Consider the following 18,209-nt stretch of genomic DNA (forward strand, 5'->3'; position numbering starts at 1 on the left):
TTTAAGCGGCAAGCGCCATTTCTAAGAAATCTGTAATCTTGTGGCCTTTTAAATAAAAAACGCTAGTTGGTAAGGCTAGCGTTTTTCTTTTGGGTAGTGATTTTAACAAGAAGTACAGCCGTCTGAGTAGAAGCCATAGCCATTACTGTAGCAAACAACCATTGGATCTTGGGCCAGACAATCACCCACTTCAACTTTTTCTGGTGCGTTGGTAATGAGATTAATGCAGTGCACTGTAGGTACGCACATCGAATCCGGATCATCGCCACCCCTTACTTTTCTCATTTGGGCTTTGCTTAGTAAATTTGATTTTTTCATCTGTTTTTTGTTTGAGGGTTAAACTTAATCCAAGATAACCATAATGGAACAAGAAAATGCATCTGTCAAAAAAATGTACTATCTGTACATTTGTAGCCGATTAGCTCGAATTAGCCTTAACTTTGATGGATAAATTAATTAGGATGTTCAGGGACGAAGTAGCAGCAACATATCAGCAAATTCAAGACAGTATTTGTGAGGGTTTGGTTCAGGTCGATGGAAAGGCAAAGTTCGAAGAAGAGCTTTGGGAGCGTGAGGGCGGAGGCGGTGGCAGAACCCGCGTAATGCAGGGCGGCAACGTGATAGAAAAGGGTGGCGTAAACTTCTCTGCCGTACATGGAAAATTGCCGGAAGCCGTAAAAAAGGCTTTTAAAGTAGAGAATGACGATTTCTTTGCCACTGGTGTTTCTATCGTTATGCATCCCGAAAATCCTTTCGTGCCTATCATACACATGAACATCAGGTATTTTGAGATGGATGAACAGACCCGTTGGTTTGGTGGGGGCATCGATCTTACCCCGCATTACATTATCCCAACCGACGCACGTTTTTTCCATCACCGTCTCAAACAGACCTGCGATGAGTTCGATACCGATTTCTATCCAAAATTTAAGGCACAGGCCGACGATTATTTTTTCATCAAACACCGCGAAGAGACCCGGGGTGTGGGCGGTATTTTTTATGATCGATTAAAACCGGAAAATACCCAGTTGGACTTTAAGCAATTGCTTGATTTTTCTTTGGCCGTGGGCAATACTTTTATCCCCGTATACAGCGAACTGATTGATCGTAACCGCGATAAAGAATACACAGAACAGCAAAAAGAGTGGCAATACCTGCGCAGAAGCCGTTATGCAGAATTTAACCTCGTTTATGATGCAGGTACCAAGTTCGGCCTCGAAACCAATGGCCGTATCGAAAGCATCCTGATGAGCCTGCCGCCTACGGCCAAATGGAGCTATAATCCACAGGTTTTGGCAGGCAGCGAAGAAGAACAGACCAAAAACCTGCTTAAAAAAGGCATCGACTGGGTGTAGCTAGCGATAACTCTGTGCCCCTTGGAGGGGGCAGGAGGAGGAAGACGGCCATGACCTATTATTCATTTTCCTGCATAGAGAAAATTACACGTTTTATTGGAGCGCAGTGTCACTGGGCAGCTTAAAGGGCCTTCCGACTTTCCGCTGTATCTTTTTGCCTTAGGTCAAAAAGGATGTCGCTTCAATTCGGGCTATTCACTAGGGGCTGTACAAAAATATGTAGATCTTTTTGGCGTGTCTACTTAGAGCTAATTTGTCCCCCTTTGGAGGGGGCAGGGGGAGGAAGACAAGCATATCAATAACCTGGGCTTGTACAAGAAATAGTAGTAAAGACCTTTGTTTCCTAAACCTGATTGAACGAAAAGCCTGCATCGCAGCTTGAAGAGAAAGCGGGACTGACAATCAAATGGAATGCTGCTGTTCTTTTCTACAAAAAAGACGGCTAGATATCCATTTCAAGCATCTCCTACTTAGAGCTAATTTGTCCCCCTTTGGAGGGGGGCAGGGGGAGGAAAGAGATCAAATTAGATTAACTAAATAATTTAGCAAAAATTAAATTAAGATTAATAATACTAATTATATTAGTATTATATTTGTCTTGATTTATGCAGTTCGCCGATAAACATATCATCCATATGGACCAAGATGCCTTTTTTGTCTCGGTAGAGATTAAAAAAGACAGTAGGCTTAAAGGCCAGGCCGTAATCATTGGCGGGCTTTCAGACAGGGGAGTGGTATCGTCCTGTAGCTACGAAGCCCGAAAATTCGGCGTACACTCGGCCATGCCCATGCGTATGGCGCGTCAGCTTTGCCCGCATGCCATTTTTGTAAAGGGCAGCATGGACGATTATAGCGATTACTCGCACCAGATTACAGAACTGCTTCAAGAAAAAGTACCGATCTTAGAAAAAGCCAGTATTGATGAGCATTATATCGATATGACGGGTATGGACCGTTTTTTCGGTTGCATGAAGTTTGCCCAAGAACTGCGCAAGGCTGTGCTCAAGCAAATCGGTCTGCCCATTTCTTTTGGACTTTCCATCAATAAAACAGTTTCTAAAATCGTTACCAACGAGTGCAAGCCCAATGGCGAAATGGAGGTGGCCAAACCCGAAGTACAGCACTTTCTCAATCCGCTTTCCATTAAGAAAATTCCTGGTCTGGGCGATTCTACTTTTATCAAGCTGAGCGAAATGGGGGTTCGAAAAATCCATACCCTTACCCAAATCCCACCAGATTTGATGTTTAAGATCTTGGGCCAAAACGGCCTTAGTCTATGGCAAAAGGCAAATGGAATCGATAATTCGCCCGTAGTGCCTTACCGCGAGCAAAAATCCATTGGTAAGCAGAGTACTTTCGATAGCGATAGCATGGATGTAGCCGGCATGAAAATACTGTTAACGGATATGATTACCAAACTGGCCTTTGAGCTGCGCCAGCAAAAGAAACTAACGGCCTGCGTTACGGTAACCATCCGCTATGCCAATTTTGAAACGGTTACCCAACAAGCCAAAATTCCCTATACTTCGATCGATTCGGTATTGATAGCCAAAGCCAAGGAATTGTTTGACAAGGTTTACCAAAAACGGATGTTGTTGCGATTGGTTGGGGTCAAATTATCACATTTGGTAGGCGGCCACGAACAGATTTCGCTGTATGGTCCATCAGAAAAAATATACAATTTATACCAGCGAATGGATAAAATCCGCAACCTGTATGGTACGGATGCCGTTCGTTTGGCTACGGTATTTCCAGATAAAATAGGCAAATAATGTTTATCAATGTCCATTCGCAGTACAGTCTCCGCTACGGTACCATGGAGATCAAAGACCTGATTGCAACAGCCAGAGCCAAGGGAATTCATCAGCTGGCACTTACCGACATCAATAATTCTACAGGCTGTATGGAACTGATCAGGCTTTGCAGAAAAGAAGGGCAAGACCAGCTAGGCGACGATGGGAACTTAGAAAAGTCGGCCTATGCCATTAAACCCATCGTAGGCATCGAGTTTAGGCGGGATGAACAATTGCTTTACATCGGCATTGCCCGCAACCGGGAGGGCATGAAAGAACTGAATGACTTCCTGACCTTTCATAACCTCAACGAAATTCCATTGCCCTTCCAACCTCCAAAATTCGAAAACGCATACCTTATTTTTCCCTATGGCAAGCGTACAAAACTGGCCGAAAACGAATTTTTGGGTATCCGTGCCAACGAATTGAACAGCATTGTGGGCAAGCCCTTGGGCGCTTTAAAAGATAAGCTGGTGGTTTTTCATCCGGTTACCGTAAAAGATAAAATAGAATATCGCCTGCACCAATACTTAAGGGCAATCGGACTGAATACGGTATTGGGCAAGCTCACAGAAAACGATACCTGTATGTCCGACGAGGTTTTTGTGGACGAAGAAGAGCTCCGTGCCAAATTTGAGTGTTATGATTTCATAATTGCCAATACCCAAAAGCTGTTGGATAGCTGCAGTACCGATGAATACACCTTTGGCAAAAAGAACAAAAAATATTTCACCAGCAGTGCCGAAGAAGACCTTGAACTGTTGACCCAACTGGCCATGAAAGGCCTTGAATACCGTTATGGAGTTGATCATGAAGAAGCCTTGACACGGATCAAATCAGAGTTAAAAGTAATTGCCGACCTGAATTTCTGTGCCTATTTTCTCATTACCTGGGATGTAGTTTGCTATGGCATGAGAAAGGGCTATTACCATGTAGGGCGCGGTTCTGGCGCCAACAGCATTGTGGCTTATTGCCTAAAGATTACCGATGTCGATCCCATTGCCTTGGGACTGTACTTTGAGCGCTTTCTGAATTACAAGCGAAGTTCTCCGCCAGATTTCGATATCGATTTTAGTTGGGACGAACGCGAAGACATCCAAAACTACCTTTTCGAAAAATATGGCCGTAACCATACTGCTTTGCTGGGTACCATGAGCAGTTTTAAAACCAGGGCAGTTATCAGGGAAGTGGGCAAGGTAATGGGGCTACCCAAAAGCGAAATAGACGATTTTACAGATCCTACCAAGGAAATAGCCAATCGGCACAATCCGGCATTTAAAAAAATAATGGCCATTAGCGCTTTCATGAATGGCATGCCCAACCAGCGTTCTATACATGCCGGCGGTATTTTGATCAGCGAAGAACCCTTGACCTATTATACGGCTTTGGATTTGCCCCCCAAAGGCATGCCTACCGTGCAATGGGATATGTACGAAGCAGAAGAAATAGGGTTGGATAAATATGATATTTTGAGCCAGCGGGGCATTGGGCATATCCGTGAAGCAGTGAGGCTCATTGCCAAAAACAAGCAGCAAAAGATCGATATACATGATTTTAAGTCGTTTAGGGAAGATCCCAACCTGAATGCGCAGCTCAGGGCGGGTACGCCGATCGGCTGTTTTTATGTAGAATCGCCGGCCATGCGCCAACTGCTCAAAAAATTGGCTTGCGACAACTACCAGACGCTGGTAGCAGCCAGTTCGATCATCAGGCCGGGAGTGGCCAGTTCGGGCATGATGAAAATGTACATCCACAGCCACCATCACCCAGAACAAGTTAAATATCTCCATCCGGTAATGGAAGAGCAGTTAGGCGAAACTTTTGGCATCATGGTGTACCAGGAAGACGTAATTAAGGTTTGTTGCTGCTATGCGGGCTTGGATATGGCCGATGCGGATATTTTGCGGCGAGGCATGAGCGGTAAATACCGGGCCAAGGTAGAATTTGATAAGTTGGCCCAGCGTTTTTTTAACAATGCCAAGGCTTTGGGCAGGGAAGAGGCCACTACCGTAGAAGTATGGCGGCAGATTTCTAGCTTTGCCGGATTTAGCTTTTCTAAGGCGCATTCGGCCAGTTTTGCTGTAGAAAGCTACCAAAGCCTGTTTTTGAAAACCTATTATCCCATGGAGTTTATGGTGGCCGTGCTGAACAACTATGGCGGATTTTACCAACGCTGGGTGTATGTGCATGCCTTGCAGCAGACCGGAGCGACAGTTCACCTGCCGTGTGTAAACCATAGCGATGCCGAAGTAAACATTGAACAGGATCAGGCTTATTTAGGCTTTATTGGCGTACAGGGACTGGAGGGAAGGTTGATGGAACTCATTCCTGCAGAACGTAAGGCCAACGGCAATTATATCGATTTGGAAGATTTAATTAAGCGTACGTATCTTTCTTTAGAACAGTCGCTTATCTTGATTCGGATAGGGGCTTTGCGCTTTACTGGAAAAAGCAAAAAAGAACTGCTTTGGGAGGTGCACAACCACTTGGGCAATTCGACAAGGCCTAGTCCAGGCAGGGAACTGTTCCATATGCCCGTTAAGTCTTATACCTTGCCTGCATTAGATACCCATCTAATTGAAGATGCCTACCAAGAATTGGAGCTGTTGGGCTTTCCGCTCAGCATCAGCATGTTCGATTTGCTCAAAACCGCTTACCGTGGCGATGTACTGGCCAAGGACCTGGACCAGCATGAAGGCAAAATCGTAAAAATGCTGGGCAACTACGTCTGCGAAAAAACGGTGCATACCTCGCAAAATTCAAAAATGTGGTTTGGTACATTTATAGACAGCGAGGGCGAATTTTTTGACACGGCACATTTCACTAACCGTACGCCGGTTTATCCGTTTAGAGGCAAAGGATGCTACCTTATTTTGGGCAGGGTACTGATGGATTTTGGCGTTCCCAGTATCGAAGTGATGCAGTTTGCCAAGTTGCCGATTGTAGATAATCCGGTGCTGCAGACTTAGAATAAAGATAGGGAAGAGGTAAAAGGGAAGATGGAAGCTATACCATTATAAATACTTGGCTTTCTAGAATAGCACTACATTTGCCTTCAAAAACACATCTTCATAAGCCATATACAAAATAGGCAGTAATCCCATTGGCAAAGAACAACAACGATCGCAGCAGCTTTATGTTTCAAGGTTTTGCCTAGCTGTTAACAACGGATATTTTAGCTTGGGTTTTTAAGCGCCAATTTACCAAAATTGCCTATTCAGGTCATTTTCCCCATGTGCAAAACTTTTCCACATCAATGCGCAGGTTGGTGCTTATTTTGTTAAATTCGCAAGGTTATAACAATACCTAATTTAAATTTCGTTTTTAACGAACATTATTATTTATGGCAGAAGATTTAGAAAATCAAGAGAACGACAAGATAGTCTCAATTAACATAGATGAGCAGATGAGATCTGCCTACATCGACTATTCGATGTCCGTTATCGTAAGTAGGGCCTTGCCTGATGTGCGCGACGGCTTAAAGCCCGTACATCGTCGTGTTTTATATGGGATGTTAGGTCTGGGTTTGGGTGCCGGAAAACCTTATAAAAAATCTGCACGTATTGTAGGAGAGGTATTGGGTAAGTATCACCCACATGGCGATTCATCGGTTTATATGACCATGGTGCGTATGGCCCAAGAGTGGAGCTTGCGTTACCTCATGGTAGACGGACAAGGTAACTACGGTTCAATTGACGGCGATTCGCCGGCAGCCATGCGTTACACGGAGGCAAGATTTAGTAGGCTTGCCGAAGAAATGGTTGCAGATATCAATAAGGATACAGTTGATTTTCAGCTAAACTTTGACGATACCGAAGAAGAGCCAACGGTTCTTCCGTCAAAAGTACCTAACCTGTTAATTAATGGTTCATCTGGTATTGCCGTTGGTATGGCTACCAATATGGCGCCACACAACCTTTCAGAAGCCATCAATGCAACGGTAGCCTACATTGAAAACAATGAGATTACCATTGCCGAGCTCATGAAGCACATCAAAGGCCCAGATTTCCCTACAGGCGCCATTATTTATGGCTATGCAGGAGTTCAAGAAGCTTTTGAAACGGGTAGAGGTCGTATTGTAATGCGTGCCAAGGCCGAAATCGAAAGCAATAAAGACCGCGAAAGCATCATTGTTACCGAAATCCCTTACCAGGTAAACAAGGCCCAAATGATTGAGCGTACCGCCGAGCTGATTGGCGAGAAGAAAATCGAGGGCATCTCTAACATCAAAGACGAATCGAACAAAGACGGTATCCGTATAGTTTACGAAATCAAGCGCGATGCCAATGCGAGTATCGTGTTGAATAACTTGTTTAAGCAAACGTCTTTGCAGACCTCCTTCAGTGTAAATAACATTGCATTGGTAAACGGTCGTCCGCAAATGCTAAACCTTAAAGACCTCATCCGTCACTTCGTAGACCACCGCCATGATGTGATTGTGCGTAGAACGAAGTTTGAGTTGGCAGAGGCCGAAAAACGTGCACACATTTTAGAAGGCTTGCTGATTGCCCTTGATCATATCGATGAAGTAATCAAGCTGATCCGTGCTTCGAGTACGCCAGAAGAAGCCAGAACAGGCTTGATGGAGAAATTTGGCCTGAGCGATATCCAGGCACGTGCCATCCTAGACATGACCTTGCGTAGGTTAACCGGACTGGAGCGCGACAAGATCAAAGAAGAATATGCCGAATTGATGAAAACCATCGAATATTTGAAATCTATCTTGGCTGACGAGTCCTTGCGTATGCAGATCATCAAAGACGAGTTGGGCGAAATGTTGGATAAATATGGCGACGAACGCCGTACCAGTATCGTTCACTCTGCCGAAGATATGAGCATGGAAGACTTCATCGAAGATGAAGAAGTGGTAATTACCATCTCTCACGAAGGTTACATCAAACGTACGCCTGCTACAGAATACCGTACCCAAAGCAGGGGTGGCAAGGGATCAAAAGGCAGCGACTCGAGAAACGAAGACTTTATCGAGCACTTGTTGATCGCTTCTAACCATAACTATATGTTGTTCTTTACCGAAGCTGGACGTTGTTTCTGGCTAAGGGTATACGAAATTCCAGAAGGAAGCAGAACCAGCAAAGGCAGGGCATTGCAGAACATCATCAACATTCCGAAAGAAGAAAAAGTTAAAGCCTATATTAAGGTAGTTAACCTGAAAGACCAGGAATATTTAGAGAACAACTTTATCATTATGTGTACCAAAAAAGGTACCATCAAGAAAACTTCTCTAGAAGCTTATTCACGTCCAAGGGTTAATGGTATCAACGCCATTAACATTAACGAGGGCGATCAGTTGCTAGAAGCGAGCTTGACCACTGGAACCAGCGAAATTGTAATGGCATTGCGTTCGGGCAGGGCGATCCGCTTTAACGAAAGTACGGTTAGGCCGATGGGTAGAACAGCTACCGGCGTAAGGGGAGTAACCTTGGCACATGATCAAGATGAAGTAGTTGGCATGATTGCTGTAGACAGCAAAGAAGCTACAGTTTTAGTGGTATCGGAAAAAGGCTACGGAAAACGTACTGATATTGATGATTATCGTGTAACCAATAGGGGCGGTAAAGGTGTTAAAACCATTAACGTTACCGATAAAACTGGTAAATTGGTAGCCATTAAAAACGTAACCGATGCGGATGATTTGATGATCATCAACAAATCTGGTATCGTAATCAGGATTGTAGTGAGCGAGTTGAGGGTAATGGGTAGAGCCACGCAAGGTGTTCGTTTGATTACTTTGAAAGGTAATGACGAAATTGCTTCGGTAGCCAAAATCCAACACGAAGACGAGGAAGAAGAGACTGGAGAAAACGGAGAAAACTTGACAGATTCTGCAGAAGGTACAGCTGAAAAGCCGGAGAATGATAACAATCCTGCTGCCGAAGGTCAAACAGAAGATAATTAATATAATTTCGAAAAAAATAGAAGAACAATGAAAAAATTGCTTTTAAGTACATTGCTTGTAGGTGTGGCTGCACTTGCAAATGCGCAAAAGAGTGAAGTGAACGAGTCGCAAAAATCTTGGAACCTATACGTTACTGTATTAAATTCTCAAGGTTATGCCAAATCTATAGAAGCACTTAACAAAGGCTTGGCACATACAGATTTAGCCATTGCAAATGAAAAATCTAAAGTAATGCCTGAGGCTTGGTCATACAGGGCTTTGCTTTCTTCAGAAATATCAAGAATTGATACTGTAGATGCAAATAACGCCTTGGCTAAGCAAAAGATAGCAGAAGAAGCTATTGAAAAAGCCAAAACGCTTGATGCCAAAAACAGCGAAAAAGACAACATCGCTACTGCACAGCTCAACTTGGTTAATGCCAAAAGAGGAAGAGGTGTTAGGGCTTACAATGCTAAAGATTATGCTGCTGCCTTAACGCTTTTCAAAGAATTGTTGGCGGCCAATCCAAAAGATACCTCGATGTATATCAACGTGGGTGTTACCGCTAACTTAGTGGGCAATTATCCAGAGGCGATTGAAAGCTTTAAAAAAGTAATCAGTTTCAACGTACCAGAATCTAAGGACCTATATGCACAGATCATCAATTTGCAGACTGACAAATTAAAAGATACCACCGCTGCTTTGGCTACTATTAAAGAAGCTTTGGCTAAATTTCCAGATGATGGCAATTTTATTGGCGCCGAAACTGATTTGTACATTGCCAAAGGCGATATCGCTAAATCTCAAGAATCATTGACCAAACTGATTGCCAAAGATCCTAAAAAAGAAGTTTACCAATATCTAATGGGCGATACCTATTATAAACAAGCCTTGGCCGTACAGGAAACCAGAAATAAGCTGGATGCCAAAAAGACCAAGGAATACGATGCCTTAACGGCAAAAGTAGTAGCCTTGATCGATCAGTCGCTTCCGTTCTATAAAAAAGCGGCAGAAATCAATCCTAATTACGTACCTGCGCTAGAATCATTGAAAACGATTTATGCTTTCAAGAATGATACAGCCAATTACGACCAGATTAAGAAAAGATTAGATGCTATTCCTGCAAAAAACTAGGATAGCCTAATACGCATTAAGAAAGAGGGATAACAAAATTATCCCTCTTTTTTGTTATTTTTGTTTGTCCATACTACCGAGAAGCATGAATTATAGATTTGTATTTGCCCTTTTTTTCGTCCTTTTAGCCTCCTATCAAGGCTTTGCCCAAAAATCGCAGATCCAATTGGCGCAGAATAGCGTGGGTAAACTGCAGGCCAGCATTGCCGGCAAAGAAGAGCCTAAAAAGCAACTGGCCATTATAGGAGAGGGGATTAAGGCGGTAGAAGCGGCTCAGAACGATAAAAAGACAAAGAATTGGCCAGAAACATGGGCGATTAAAGCTTATTTATGCTCATATGTGGCTTTGATAGACGATAACGAAGCCAATGCCGACAAATATTACGACATGGCTACCGAAGCTTTGGAAAAAGCACAAAGCCTGGATAAGTTTCAAGACAATTCGGGCCTGATTAAGGCTTCTGGCTATAACATCAACATCAAAAAACAGACAGAAGGTGCCAAAGCTTATCAGCAGAACGACTTTATCACGGCTTTTAACCTGTTGAAACAGGTAAGCGATTATTTGCCTACAGATACTGCCATAGCCATTAATGTGGCATTGTGCGCACAGAATATCCAATCTTACGATGATGCATTGGTTTATTTCAAGAGAGCTAAAGAAAATGGCGTAAGAAATCCGATCGTTTTTCAGCAAATGGCCAATATTTATGCTTCCAAATTTGAAAGCGAGACGGCTATCAAAATTTTGGAAGATGGCCTAAAACTCAATCCGTACCATCCGTTTTTAACCAACGATTACATCAATTTGTTGCTTGACAATGAAAGATATGCACAGGCAGCCAAAATAATCGAAGGATCTATTGCTACAGAAAAAAGAAGCAAATTGTTGCTGTTTTTATATGGATACCTGCAACAATCTCAGCTAAACAATAATAGCAATGCAGAAGCGGCGTATAAAAAAGCCTTAGAAGTTGACCAGAATTATTTTGATGCGTTGTATCAATTGGCGCTGGTTTACATCAATAATGCAAATGCCGGCCTGAAGGAAAAAAGCAAACCTAAATTCAATTCCTATATCAATCGTGCCGAGTTTACTTTATTGCGTGCACACGAGATCAATCCGAACGACAGGAATACCATTCAATTGCTGATCGAAATCTATACCAGGAAAGACAGGTTGGATAAGGTACAGGAACTCAAGAGAAAACTTAACGAATTTTAAGATGATCATTATTGTCAAAATAGGAGAAGTATATGTTTTTGTTAATATTAGTTAACATAATGTAAATTATAGGACAATTAAAATGAAATGTTTATCTTTGACCTAACGTTAGGATTGACAGCTAACCAAACATATAGTAACTTTATTAAAATTCTCAAATATGAACGATAAAAATAACGAAAGAGTTCGCAAGATGTCTTTTGCCGGCGTGTATCCGCATTACCTTACAAAGGCAGAGAAAAAAGGTCGCACCAAAGCCGAAGTCGACGAGATTATTTTTTGGCTTACCAGTTACAATGCCAACGACCTTCAAAAAACACTTGATAACAAAACCAACTTTGAAACATTCTTTGCACAAGCTCCACAAATTCATCCCAATGCATCTAAAATTACCGGAATGATCTGTGGCTATCGTGTAGAAGATATTGAAGATAAATTTATGCAGCAGGTTCGCTACCTGGATAAACTGATCGATGAACTGGCCAAAGGCAAAGCCATGGAGAAAATTTTAAGGAAATAAAAGAAACGATAACTGCTACTCCAATGGAAAACTCAGCCTTTATTGAATCATTAAGTCGGCAAGGCTGGAATATTCAAATAAATAATGGTACGGGAAATCGTAATAATTTGATAAATGAAAGGTCAAAAAATGCACCTGAAGCATTTAGAGATTTCATAAATTGCTTTGAGACTTGTGCAAATAAAGAAGATAATATCTGGTTTCTATCTTACAAGGACTATCACAATGAAACAGATTCTGCGTTCCCATGGAATGAGTTTGAGTTGCAAAGTTTGAACGATGCAGAAATTGATAGCATTGCAGCTATAAAGAAATTTTGGCAATCGCACCTCCCCTTCTTAATGTCTGTAAAAACAGGTTACCAATATGTTGCCATTGGAATTGGTAAAGAGAATGCAGGTAAAATCTATTACGGTTGCGAACCGGAGTACGAAGAAACTACATTGATAGCCAATTCTTTTTCAGCTTTTAAAGCATATTATATAAATGCCTTAAATGGAGAATTTCAATCAGATTACTATAAGTTTTTGGTGTAAATATTGAAAGATTGGCCTAAGATATATGGGCGTGCCACCTGCCCTTTTAATTTCCGTACAAAATGCAAGTTTGTGCACTTCAGGTGTCGGGCTATCCACTCTTACTCCTCGCTCGTTCCTCTCTGTGGGGTAACCGTTTCTATCCCTCACGCAATGAGAAGTCTATTTCCCTTTTAGCCTTTCAAAAATTAAGGACGAAAAAGTTCTAACGCCTATTTTTATACATTCTTCATCAACGTTAAAATTGGAGGCATGGTTCATGGCCACAATTCCTTTTTTAAGATTAGAGCCACCCAAAAAGAAATAAACACCTGGTACTTTTTGTTGGTAATAGGCAAAGTCGTCGTTAAAATATGGAACCTGACCATAATCTGGTACCATTAAATCATTTCCGTATATTTTGCTTAGCGTCTTCATGGCGCTTTTGGTTAGCTTTTCATCATTAAGCACTGTTGGGTTTTCCTGTATAAACGAAACAGCAATCAGTTTTTCCCTGTAGTGATTTGCCTCGATTACCTGTTCGATTTGAGGGATGATTTTTTGGAGATTCGACTGCTTGGTTTCATATAAATAAGTTTCTAGAAACAGTTCGCCATTTTTTGTATAGCTATTAAATTCGTCAGCAATCAGGTAATCTTTAAAAATGGTAGCTGAATTTGTTAAACCAGTTTGCGGATCTATCATCTGCTGGATTTCCCAAGGCTTACTATTGGTCTGTACCCGAACCAGCGAATTACGTATTTTCTTGGCCAGCTCTTTAACTTCTTCTTTAAAAAGCTCATTCTTCAATTTAATCCTTAACCGTTTTTGGTAAGCGAACATTTCATTGGGCTTCACCATGATTTGCCCAACTGGTAGCGCAGTTACGTGTAAGCCATAAATTTCATCAGGAGTTATTTTGGAAAACAAACCCTGCTCAATCATTTTTTTTGCACCGACAAAGGTTTCTTCTTCGGGTTGAAATATAAAATATACTGTTCCATTGAGCGTTTCTTTGTGCTTGGCTAAGATTTCGGCTATACCTAAGCCAATTGCCAAATGCACATCGTGGCCACAACCATGCTGTACTCCTTTTATTTTGGACTTGAACTCGGCCATATCAGGAAAATCATTAGGCAAAGCATCCATATCGGCACGCCAAGCGATCTTCTTCCCTCCTTTCTTCCCTTTTAGGATGCCTATTACGCTATGTCCATAAAGGTCTGATTCAACCTCTATTCTTAAATTCGACAGGTATTGCCTGATGAATTCTTGGGTGTGTTTTTCATTGCCCGCCAATTCTGGGTTGGCATGAAAGTCCCTTCTTATTTTGACCAGCTTATCGTAAATTTTATCGGTCTCTGCTTTAATCAAGTCATTGGTTAAGGCTTTTTCATCCTTTTGATAGCCTATAAGCGCAATTAATAGGAATACGAATGTAAGTGGTAGCTTCATTTTAAATAATAGCTTTTGTGTTGGATACAAGGATACATGCACAGAAAACAAATTTCTTCAAAATGTGACGAACAATAAATTCTATGAGACAGAAATAGAAAATCAGCTGATCTGAATAAATTTTAATGGCTCGAACAGCCCGCTTAAATGTCTGTTTTGTACTTCAAAAATGCCATTTCAACGCCTAGCTTTGTAAAGAATATTTTTTACCTTGAATATATAGATCAAGTATTCAATTTAAAAAGAGCTTCCTATGGCTAAAGTAGCAGAAATTAAAACCAAACCAACTGTTGCCAGCGTGAATGATTTTATCAACACCGTTGACGACGAGCAAAAACGCAAAGACAGCTTTGTCATCTTGGAAATGATGAAAAAAGCAAGTGGAGAAGAACCTAAAATGTGGGGCGCTTCCTTAATTGGCTTTGGAAATTTGAGGTATAAAAGTTCGAGAAGCGGTAGAGAAGTAGATTGGTTCAAAATCGGATTTTCGCCCCGAAAGGCCAACCTTTCTTTATCGCTAACCATCAATATCAAGGCGCAGGCAGAAATTCTCGAAAAACTAGGCAAGCATAAAACCGGCGCAGGCTGCCTTTATATCAACAAACTGGCCGATGTAGATCTTAACGTATTGGAAGAACTGATCAACATTGCCTTAAGCGACAAAACATGAGCATAACAAAAGAATATAACCATCCAAAGGTTTACCTGTACAGAAGAATTGTACAGGCCAAACTCTTTATCGATACCCATTATGGCAACCCTATCGATTTGGATAATATTGCTGACGAAGCCTATTTTTCAAAATTTCATTTCATCCGTTTGTTTAAAACCGTGTATGGCAAAACACCGCACCAGTACCTCAAAGCTACGCGGATAGAAAAAGCAAAACTGCTGTTAAAGGAAGGCAAATCTGTTTCAGATACTTGTTTCTTTGTAGGTTTTGATAGCCTGAGTTCTTTTAGTGGCCTGTTTAAGCGGATGGTAGGCCAGTCTGCTTCCAGTTTTGCCGAAAATCACTTGCAAAATAAAGCGCAAATAGCCAAAACACCACTTGCTTTTATCCCCAGTTGTTATGCCTACCAACATGGCTGGGCCTAAACAGCTAACCAGTGATCACAAAAGACGAATAAGGGCTATAAAGCTTCCAGCCAAGCGATTCATAAAGCAATCTCCCCTCTTCGGTAGCTACCAGAATATTCTTACTGATAGCTTTAGACAATGCAATTTTTTCAAGTTCTTTCATTAATAGTCTTGCAAGCCCTTTCCTTCTATGCTTTTCTGCAGTTGAAATTCGATCGTAAATTGCAATATCGTCAATCAAAACTACACGACCTATGGAGGCCAATTCACAATGAGAAGTGACAATTTTAGTTACAAATGTGGAATTGTATTGCTCAAATTCAAATCGATAGCCCCCAGGCAAATTAACCTTTGCAATTACCATTGGTTCAAAACAATACATCAGGTATCCCTGTGGCTGAAGTGTCCATCTTTTTGGTATCCGATCTGCTATTGCTGCAGCGCTGGCACAAACCTTTAGAAAAACCCAAGGCTCATGAGTAGTATCGGCAAGTTCAAAAAAATCGTCTTCTAGTTCAGGAAATACGTAGCGGGATTTCTGTCTTTCATAGCCAACATCAACTTTAAAACCAGATTTATATTTAACCGGCAAAGGCAACTCCCTCGACAGGCACCAGCCACTAAGCCACTTTTCGATCATATCTGAAGAAACACTGCGATTCATCTGTAGATTAAAACCTAAATATAGAGAACACCCAAATATTTATTCAATAAAATAGCAATTTTGAAGAAATGAGGTCCTAACGAGATGGCTAACTTTACCTTCATATTCACCTTAACAAAGAAAGATTATGATTACCAAAATGACCATTACCAACATCCACGTTATTGATCAAGATAGCGCTTATGATTTCTATGTCAACAAATTGGGCTTTAACCTGGTAGATGATATCCCCATGGGGCCCGAAAGTAGATGGCTCACCGTTTCACCTCCAGAACAGCCCGATCTGCAATTGGTTTTGTTTCCTGTAAAAGTAAGCAAGATGTTTCCAAAAGAGATTGCCGAAACCTTGATAGACCTCATTCGCAAAGGCATTTTTGGCTGTGGCGTACTCACCTGCAATGATATTTTTGCCACCTACGAAGAGCTGAAATCTAAAGGCGTGGAATTTATCAAACCTCCAACCAAAGAGTTTTATGGCACCGAAGCTTTGTTCAAAGACGATTCGGGCAATTATTTTTCCTTGCAACCCCTAAATAATTTCGGCGATGAAAACAATGTTTGATCAACAAATAAGGAACGAATTGCTGGATCGGATCCAATTGCTCGATGAGGATAAAAAGGCTGCTTGGGGCAAAATGAATTTATTTCAGATGACCAGGCATTGTAATATTTGGAATGAATGGGTTTTAGGAAAAGGAAATTTTAGCGACCATACCTATAAACAAGATCTTTTGGGAAAGATTTTTGGCAAATGGGCCTTAAAAAGCAATACAAAGAATGAAAAACCTATAGGCAAGAACATGCCGGCTGGCAATGTTTTCCTGGCCAAGGAGAAAGATGGCGATGTAGAAATACAAAAAGAAATTTGGAGGCAATACATCGATGCTTATGCGCATTTTTCGAATAATCGCTTTGTACACGACTTTTTTGGCAAAATGTCTAAAGAACAGATTGGCATCTTTGTGTACAAGCACTTTGATCATCACCTGCGGCAATTTGGGGTATAGTGTCCCCTTCTTCGTTTGCTGATCGTTATGGTGTAAAAACCGTAATATGTATTTAGAAAGTTTATTCCAGCCTTTTAGCTTAAAATCATTACAAACCAAGAACCGTTTTGTAATGTCGCCCATGACCAGGTCTTGTTCGCCAAACGGAATTCCTACAGCTGATGTTGCTCATTATTACAGTAAACGTGCGCTTGGCGATGTTGGATTGATCATTTCAGAGGGAACCATCATCAATCGGCCTGCAGCAAGCAATGATCCAAACGTGCCGAAATTCTACGGCGATAGTGCTTTAGAGGGCTGGCAAAAAGTACTTGATGATGTGCATCATGCGGGTGGCCAAATGGCTCCCCAACTTTGGCATGCAGGAATTCAGGAAAATCATGCTTCAGGATGGCTTCCCGATACTCCATTTGAAGGTCCATCAGGTATTGGAAATGGAAAGGCCATGAGCGATGCCACTATTGCTGAAACCATTTCCGCCTATGGATCAGCTGCGCTCCAAGCTAAAAACATGGGCTTCAACTGTGTGGAGATCCAAGCTGGACACGGCTACCTGATCGACCAGTTTTTTGACGAAACGAGCAATAAACGAGCTGATTTTTTTGGTGGACAAACTTTAGTCGAGCGCAGTCGCTTTGCAGTTGAAGTGATCAGGGAAATCAGGCGCCGGGTGGGCGAAGATTTCGCCTTGATCCTTCGTTTATCGCAATGGAAATTTACAGATTACAATCATAAAATGGCCAAAACACCTCAGGAACTGGAAGCTTGGCTGGGCCCTTTGGTTGATGCTGGCGTGGATGTTTTTCATTGCTCGACCAGAAGGTTTTGGGAGGCAGAATTTGCCGGTTCTGATCTTAATTTGGCAGGTTGGGCAAAAAAGCTGACCGGAAAAACTACGATCACTGTAGGTTCTGTAGGTTTGGATAAAGATGTAACCTCATTATATGTAGGCGAAAACTCCATCCCCTCTTCGCTAGATGAGTTGGCACGCAGAATGGACAACAATGAATTTGACCTGGTGGCAGTTGGCCGAGCGCTTTTAACTGATCCGTACTGGGTACAAAAGATCAAGTCAAATAGAGTAAACGAATTGTTGGGCTTTAATAAAGAAGCGCTATACAGTTTGGTATAGCCTTAAGCCAAATCATTATCTTTGATGTAGCTGTCCCCTTTTTCGAACTTCGATCGTTAAAAGCGCGAAACATAAATTTTGAACAATGAAAGAATTCTTATTAATCTTTAGGCTTAATGATGTCGATTTTAAACCTACACCTGCTCAAATGCAAGAAAGAATGAATTGGCTGGCCAGCATTGCCGCGCAAAACAAACTAGCCGATAAAGGTAAAAGCTTATCTGTAAGCGAAGCGAAAACCGTAAACGCCGATTTGAAAGTAACTGATGGCCCATTTACAGAAATCAAGGAGTTTATCAGTGGCTTTATCATTGTGAAAACAACAGATATTGACGATGCGATTGCGATTGCAAAGGCCAATCCCATTTTTAAGATTGGTGGTAGCATCGAAGTAAGGGAAGTATTGATTCCGCCAGTTAACAACAGCTAGTTC

At 41.7% G+C, this 18,209-nt stretch carries 17 protein-coding genes; 14 read left to right on the forward strand and 3 right to left on the reverse strand.

Annotated elements, in window-relative coordinates:
- Nucleotides 1-102: 102 nt before the first annotated feature.
- Nucleotides 103-318, reverse strand: a complete 216-nt coding sequence (locus AC570H_RS06300) for a hypothetical protein (RefSeq protein ID WP_497352832.1) — start codon at nt 316-318, stop codon at nt 103-105.
- A 125-nt stretch (nt 319-443) separates the two neighbouring features.
- Here AC570H_RS06300 and hemF point away from each other — a divergent pair, with 125 nt between their 5' ends.
- From hemF to AC570H_RS06340, 8 genes are all read left to right on the forward strand, one after another.
- Nucleotides 444-1,355, forward strand: a complete 912-nt coding sequence (gene hemF / locus AC570H_RS06305) for an oxygen-dependent coproporphyrinogen oxidase (RefSeq protein WP_497352834.1) — start codon at nt 444-446, stop codon at nt 1,353-1,355.
- Between the two features lie 605 nt (nt 1,356-1,960).
- Nucleotides 1,961-3,127, forward strand: coding sequence for a DNA polymerase IV (dinB, locus tag AC570H_RS06310; protein ID WP_497352836.1), 1,167 nt, complete (start codon nt 1,961-1,963; stop codon nt 3,125-3,127).
- Complete coding sequence (gene dnaE / locus AC570H_RS06315; protein ID WP_497352838.1) at nt 3,127-6,117, forward strand: DNA polymerase III subunit alpha; 2,991 nt, start codon at nt 3,127-3,129, stop codon at nt 6,115-6,117. The genes dinB and dnaE overlap by 1 nt, the downstream gene beginning before the upstream one ends.
- A gap of 374 nt (nt 6,118-6,491) precedes the next feature.
- On the forward strand, nt 6,492-9,065 hold the full coding sequence (gene gyrA, locus AC570H_RS06320) for a DNA gyrase subunit A (protein ID WP_497352840.1): 2,574 nt from the start codon (nt 6,492-6,494) through the stop codon (nt 9,063-9,065).
- Nucleotides 9,066-9,092: 27 nt separating this feature from the next.
- Complete coding sequence (locus tag AC570H_RS06325) at nt 9,093-10,178, forward strand: tetratricopeptide repeat protein (protein WP_497352842.1); 1,086 nt, start codon at nt 9,093-9,095, stop codon at nt 10,176-10,178.
- Nucleotides 10,179-10,263: 85 nt separating this feature from the next.
- Entirely contained in the window at nt 10,264-11,403 is a 1,140-nt protein-coding gene (locus AC570H_RS06330) for a tetratricopeptide repeat protein (protein ID WP_497352844.1), read from the forward strand.
- A 160-nt stretch (nt 11,404-11,563) separates the two neighbouring features.
- Entirely contained in the window at nt 11,564-11,923 is a 360-nt protein-coding gene (locus AC570H_RS06335) for a DUF2200 domain-containing protein (RefSeq protein ID WP_497352846.1), read from the forward strand.
- A 23-nt stretch (nt 11,924-11,946) separates the two neighbouring features.
- Nucleotides 11,947-12,459 (forward strand): hypothetical protein, encoded by a 513-nt coding sequence (locus tag AC570H_RS06340; protein WP_497352848.1) that lies wholly within the window; start codon nt 11,947-11,949, stop codon nt 12,457-12,459.
- Nucleotides 12,460-12,621: 162 nt separating this feature from the next.
- Here the strand turns inward: AC570H_RS06340 and AC570H_RS06345 are convergent, their stop codons facing one another.
- Nucleotides 12,622-13,893, reverse strand: a complete 1,272-nt coding sequence (locus AC570H_RS06345) for a M20 metallopeptidase family protein (RefSeq protein WP_497352850.1) — start codon at nt 13,891-13,893, stop codon at nt 12,622-12,624.
- 253 nt (nt 13,894-14,146) lie between these two features.
- On the opposite strand from AC570H_RS06345, the gene AC570H_RS06350 reads away from it, so the two are divergent.
- Nucleotides 14,147-14,563, forward strand: coding sequence for a DUF1801 domain-containing protein (locus tag AC570H_RS06350; protein WP_497352852.1), 417 nt, complete (start codon nt 14,147-14,149; stop codon nt 14,561-14,563).
- On the forward strand, nt 14,560-14,991 hold the full coding sequence (locus tag AC570H_RS06355) for a helix-turn-helix domain-containing protein (RefSeq protein ID WP_497352854.1): 432 nt from the start codon (nt 14,560-14,562) through the stop codon (nt 14,989-14,991). The genes AC570H_RS06350 and AC570H_RS06355 overlap by 4 nt, the downstream gene beginning before the upstream one ends.
- A 4-nt stretch (nt 14,992-14,995) precedes the next feature.
- Here AC570H_RS06355 and AC570H_RS06360 read toward each other — a convergent pair whose 3' ends face one another.
- Nucleotides 14,996-15,637 carry a GNAT family N-acetyltransferase gene (locus AC570H_RS06360; RefSeq protein WP_497352856.1) on the reverse strand — a complete coding sequence of 214 codons (642 nt, stop codon included), beginning with the start codon at nt 15,635-15,637 and terminating at the stop codon, nt 14,996-14,998.
- A 127-nt stretch (nt 15,638-15,764) separates the two neighbouring features.
- Here AC570H_RS06360 and AC570H_RS06365 point away from each other — a divergent pair, with 127 nt between their 5' ends.
- The 4 genes from AC570H_RS06365 to AC570H_RS06380 all read left to right on the forward strand — a co-directional run bounded on the left by AC570H_RS06365 (nt 15,765) and on the right by AC570H_RS06380 (nt 18,206).
- On the forward strand, nt 15,765-16,199 hold the full coding sequence (locus AC570H_RS06365; RefSeq protein ID WP_497352858.1) for a VOC family protein: 435 nt from the start codon (nt 15,765-15,767) through the stop codon (nt 16,197-16,199).
- Entirely contained in the window at nt 16,183-16,644 is a 462-nt protein-coding gene (locus tag AC570H_RS06370) for a DUF1569 domain-containing protein (RefSeq protein ID WP_497352860.1), read from the forward strand. Before AC570H_RS06365 ends, AC570H_RS06370 begins: the two co-directional genes overlap by 17 nt.
- A gap of 46 nt (nt 16,645-16,690) precedes the next feature.
- Nucleotides 16,691-17,776, forward strand: coding sequence for an NADH:flavin oxidoreductase (locus tag AC570H_RS06375; RefSeq protein ID WP_497352862.1), 1,086 nt, complete (start codon nt 16,691-16,693; stop codon nt 17,774-17,776).
- Nucleotides 17,777-17,861: 85 nt separating this feature from the next.
- Nucleotides 17,862-18,206 (forward strand): YciI family protein, encoded by a 345-nt coding sequence (locus tag AC570H_RS06380; protein ID WP_497352864.1) that lies wholly within the window; start codon nt 17,862-17,864, stop codon nt 18,204-18,206.
- Nucleotides 18,207-18,209 lie beyond the last annotated feature (3 nt).

The organism is Pedobacter sp. B4419 (assembly GCF_059693725.1).

Coding starts and splice junctions, on each gene's coding strand:
- AC570H_RS06300 (WP_497352832.1), bottom strand. CDS start 318: ATGAAAAAATCAAATTTACTAAGCAAAGCCCAAATGAGAAAAGTAAGG.
- hemF (WP_497352834.1), top strand. CDS start 444: ATGGATAAATTAATTAGGATGTTCAGGGACGAAGTAGCAGCAACATAT.
- dinB (WP_497352836.1), top strand. CDS start 1,961: ATGCAGTTCGCCGATAAACATATCATCCATATGGACCAAGATGCCTTT.
- dnaE (WP_497352838.1), top strand. CDS start 3,127: ATGTTTATCAATGTCCATTCGCAGTACAGTCTCCGCTACGGTACCATG.
- gyrA (WP_497352840.1), top strand. CDS start 6,492: ATGGCAGAAGATTTAGAAAATCAAGAGAACGACAAGATAGTCTCAATT.
- AC570H_RS06325 (WP_497352842.1), top strand. CDS start 9,093: ATGAAAAAATTGCTTTTAAGTACATTGCTTGTAGGTGTGGCTGCACTT.
- AC570H_RS06330 (WP_497352844.1), top strand. CDS start 10,264: ATGAATTATAGATTTGTATTTGCCCTTTTTTTCGTCCTTTTAGCCTCC.
- AC570H_RS06335 (WP_497352846.1), top strand. CDS start 11,564: ATGAACGATAAAAATAACGAAAGAGTTCGCAAGATGTCTTTTGCCGGC.
- AC570H_RS06340 (WP_497352848.1), top strand. CDS start 11,947: ATGGAAAACTCAGCCTTTATTGAATCATTAAGTCGGCAAGGCTGGAAT.
- AC570H_RS06345 (WP_497352850.1), bottom strand. CDS start 13,893: ATGAAGCTACCACTTACATTCGTATTCCTATTAATTGCGCTTATAGGC.
- AC570H_RS06350 (WP_497352852.1), top strand. CDS start 14,147: ATGGCTAAAGTAGCAGAAATTAAAACCAAACCAACTGTTGCCAGCGTG.
- AC570H_RS06355 (WP_497352854.1), top strand. CDS start 14,560: ATGAGCATAACAAAAGAATATAACCATCCAAAGGTTTACCTGTACAGA.
- AC570H_RS06360 (WP_497352856.1), bottom strand. CDS start 15,637: ATGAATCGCAGTGTTTCTTCAGATATGATCGAAAAGTGGCTTAGTGGC.
- AC570H_RS06365 (WP_497352858.1), top strand. CDS start 15,765: ATGATTACCAAAATGACCATTACCAACATCCACGTTATTGATCAAGAT.
- AC570H_RS06370 (WP_497352860.1), top strand. CDS start 16,183: ATGAAAACAATGTTTGATCAACAAATAAGGAACGAATTGCTGGATCGG.
- AC570H_RS06375 (WP_497352862.1), top strand. CDS start 16,691: ATGTATTTAGAAAGTTTATTCCAGCCTTTTAGCTTAAAATCATTACAA.
- AC570H_RS06380 (WP_497352864.1), top strand. CDS start 17,862: ATGAAAGAATTCTTATTAATCTTTAGGCTTAATGATGTCGATTTTAAA.